The following is a 2,737-nucleotide window of genomic DNA, read 5'->3' as shown; positions in this document are numbered from 1 at the left end:
CATCCATGCGGGCAGCGCGGTCCTCGCGCCAGTGCAGACGCAGATGGCACGACGCGCACAGCGTCATCAGGTTCGACGGGTCGTTGTTTGTGTGGTCCCGGTCCTTGTGGTGGACGTGCAGATCCGTTGTCGCTGAGCAGGCTTGGCAGGAGTCCTTCCGGTGCCTTTGTGCCCGCCAGTGGTGCCCCGACTTGGTCACCTCGCGTCGGGTGTTGGCGCAGGACTGGCTGCAGTAGATCCGCGTCCGGTAGCGTCCCGAGTCCTCGAGCGTCCCCCGGTAGCGCTTCCGGTTGAATGTCGCCCCGCAGGCCGGGCACACCTTGTCCGGCAGTTGCTTCGCTGGGGTTCCCATCAGGCCCTCCATGTCGACTGTTCTGTGCTTTGCCAAGGTCGGTGCGCACGACGGCGTCGGTGAGCGTCACGTCGGACGGGCTCGACCCGCCAGACGCCTTGGAGTCAGCAGCAGTCGGCGTCGGCAGGAGCGACACGGCCACGTTGGGAAGCGACTGGAAGTCCGTCCCGCGCTGCGGCAGGCCGCGGGAGTTGTCCGCGACGGGCGTCGGCAGGAGCCGGTCGGGAAGCGACTCGGGGTTGACCATGCTTCGGGACCAGTCGCGCAGTCCATAGCCCGTTGTGCCACCCCGCGGCCCCGCGTCGGAGGAGAGCGGCGTCGGCAGGAGGGTCAGTCCTCCGGTGCCAGCCTCCACACCACGCGGCCCAGCAGGGCGTTCTCCGGCACGTTCTCCACCGGCCCACCGTCCTTCCAGTCCCGAGAGGTCGGCGTCGGCAGGCGTGGCGAAGAGGAAGATCCTGAACCGCCCGTGCGGCGCTCCCACGATGGGGTCGCATACACATGGCCGGAGATCATCCGTCCACACGTCGGCCACTTCCCCTGGAACTCCACCGGGCCGAACAGGTCGTCCTCCGGCTCCCACCATGCCCCCCACCGATAGATCGCCACTGGCGTCTCCTGTGGAAGTTCGGGATCCGGCCCCCGACGGTTCAGGTGCTTGATCCGATTGCGCAGCAGCTCCGCTCGATTGAGCATCTCCGGGGACCATTGCGCACCGCCGCCGCGACCCATCGGAGCCGACTCGACCATCTCCATGAGTTGCAGTGCGATCCGCGCCTGCTCGCGCTTCACCAGCAGGTGCGGCGCGACCACCCGAAGCGCGGTCGCTGCCCTCTTGCCACTCAGGCTCCAGCGCCATGACGGGCGCCTGGTGTCCGCTGCCTCCCGATCGGGGATCGCCTTGCCGCCCAGCGTGGCCTCGAGGGCTCTGAGCGCGGGCATGCCCATGTCCGACATCGACACCTTGACGTCGATCGTGTACGTCCCGCCGCGAGAGCGTTGTGTGATCCCGATCCACCCCTCCCCGTCGATCAACCCCGCCACATACTCCACACTTGCCACGATTCCTCCCGAAGATGAACAGCCTTGCCCTGCCATGCGGGGCACCAATGTCAGCGGCACGCAGCAGGTACCACGTGACCTCATAGCCGAGCTGGTGCAGGTCACGAACGACTTCGTCAAACCCGAGGGACAGATGACCTCGCACGTTCTCGAGCGCCAGGAGCCGAGGCCGAAGAATCGAGACGCCGTGGGCGATATGCGGCCACAGGTGCCGCGGGTCGTCGGTACCCATGCGCTTGCCGGCGTGTGAGAACGGCTGGCACGGATAGCCGGCCGTCATCACATCCACTCGGGGCAGAGATGCCCAGTCGATCTTGGTGAGGTCGCCATGGTTGGGCACGCCTGGGTGGTGGTGGGCGAGGATCTTCGACGGGGCCGGATCGAACTCGGAGTACCAAGCGAGCTCGCCGCCGAGCACGGACATGACGCCGTCGGTCAAGCCTCCATACCCCTCACACAGCCCCCCGTAGGTGAGGCTCACGACTCCTCCCCGTTGGCGCGGTGCCGGGCCTCGCGGGTGTCGAGGCTGGTCGGGGGCCGCCAGTACTGCATGGGGCGGGTGGCGGGGTCGTCGAGGGTCACGCGGGTGTGGTCGTGCTTCGGCGGCGCGAGCATGTCGACGGTGGCGTCGCGGCGGCGGTCCTCGTCGCGGATGACGGCCCGGACCCAGAGCACGAAGAGGTACAGGCCGAGCGCGATGACGAGCAGGAGGACCTTGCCGTCGATGATGGTGAGGTTCACGACGTGGCCTCCGCGTCGAGGGCGTCGGCGAATGCGCGGATGCCGTTGGCGGTGAGGGACAGGCCAAGCTGGCTCTCCACAAGGTCCGCAGCAATGCGGACGTCCGTGGATGAGAACCCGCGGTCGAATGGGTCGCGGGTTACCTTCACCGCCACCTCGTCGTCGGCAAGGACGCGCAGCGGCTCGACCTTCTTGACCCAGCGGTCGAGGAGGTCGTCGGCGCCTTCCGAGGAATGCGTCCACCCACCGTCGACCCGACAGCCCAAGTAGCGCACGTCGTCGTCATAGGTCACCCACGCGACGGTGCCCTCGGGGTACTCGGGCGGCAGGGCGGCACGGATCTTCTCCCGAACATCCGCGATGGGGCCGCCATGCGCCTTGGTGCGGTCGACGTACTCGCGCGCCACGTCCTCGTCGAGCTCGACCTGAATCTTCTTGTCGCTCATCGGTTCTCCTCGGTGGTCTCTGTCGCGCTCCCGGCGCGGGTCGTGTCGTGGCTGGCGTGGTGCAGGTCGGCGATCAGGTCGAGGCGCGTCATGAGGCTCGCCTCTCGCAGCGAGTGCCGGGTCGCACGACGAGCCA

Annotated in this window: 4 protein-coding genes and 1 pseudogene; all 5 read right to left on the bottom strand. The window is 68.0% G+C overall.

Features of this window, described 5'->3' with window-relative positions:
- Positions 1–352, bottom strand: a 352-nt coding sequence (locus VIR15_RS07500; protein ID WP_331926850.1) for an HNH endonuclease signature motif containing protein, incomplete at its 3' end; no start/stop codon positions are given.
- Positions 353–682: 330 nt separating this feature from the next.
- Complete coding sequence (locus VIR15_RS07495) at positions 683–1,414, bottom strand: hypothetical protein (protein ID WP_331926849.1); 732 nt, start codon at positions 1,412–1,414, stop codon at positions 683–685.
- 58 nt (positions 1,415–1,472) lie between these two features.
- A pseudogene (locus tag VIR15_RS21215) lies at positions 1,473–1,838 on the bottom strand (DNA cytosine methyltransferase); the annotation flags it as partial.
- Positions 1,839–1,891: 53 nt separating this feature from the next.
- Positions 1,892–2,155: a hypothetical protein gene (locus VIR15_RS07490; RefSeq protein ID WP_331926848.1), complete on the bottom strand. Its 264-nt coding sequence runs from the start codon at positions 2,153–2,155 to the stop codon at positions 1,892–1,894.
- A complete protein-coding gene (locus VIR15_RS07485) occupies positions 2,152–2,601 on the bottom strand; it encodes a hypothetical protein (protein WP_331926847.1) in 450 nt (149 codons plus the stop codon). The genes VIR15_RS07490 and VIR15_RS07485 overlap by 4 nt, the downstream gene beginning before the upstream one ends.
- Positions 2,602–2,737: the final 136 nt, after the last annotated feature.

Origin of the sequence: Intrasporangium sp., from assembly GCF_036566125.1 — a bacterium.
GTDB lineage: Bacteria > Actinomycetota > Actinomycetes > Actinomycetales > Dermatophilaceae > Intrasporangium.
Note: the sequence above shows the minus strand (reverse complement) of the source record. Positions and strands in the feature narration are given on the sequence as shown.